Here is a 368-nt window from a genome sequence, read left to right on the forward strand (position 1 = left end):
GTTATGTAGCACGATGAGAATTGAACTCCAAGAACTGAAAAAAGAAATGATTGCTCGTGGCGTGAACGAGTCAATCTATGCAATAGACACCCTTCCGTCTTACGAAGGCTTCTGTATCTATGATGCACGTAGTGAAATTGAAGTATTCTATTTTGAACGTGGGTATCGCTTTGAACTGCAAAGTTTCAAGGATGTTCAAGAAGCAATAGCATGCTTCAAGCAAATGGTTTTTAATGAAAAATAGGCCGTATTGAGCTGTGCAACATAACAAACAAATAAAGTCACTCGCTGGCGCTCGTTGGGACGCTAACACGCAGGGCCGCTTCACTATTATGCCCTACGCGTTATCGCCCCTTATTTAAAAGTTA

Annotated in this window: 1 protein-coding gene; it reads left to right on the plus strand. The window is 41.6% G+C overall.

The window, feature by feature from the left end; genetic code table 11:
- A partial coding sequence (locus ACGHAV_RS16965) for a hypothetical protein (RefSeq protein ID WP_390383386.1) occupies positions 1-244 on the plus strand: 244 nt, incomplete at its 5' end.
- Positions 245-368: the final 124 nt, after the last annotated feature.

Origin of the sequence: Alteromonas sp. MTD1, from assembly GCF_042848195.1 — a bacterium.
In the GTDB taxonomy this organism is placed as follows: domain Bacteria; phylum Pseudomonadota; class Gammaproteobacteria; order Enterobacterales; family Alteromonadaceae; genus Alteromonas.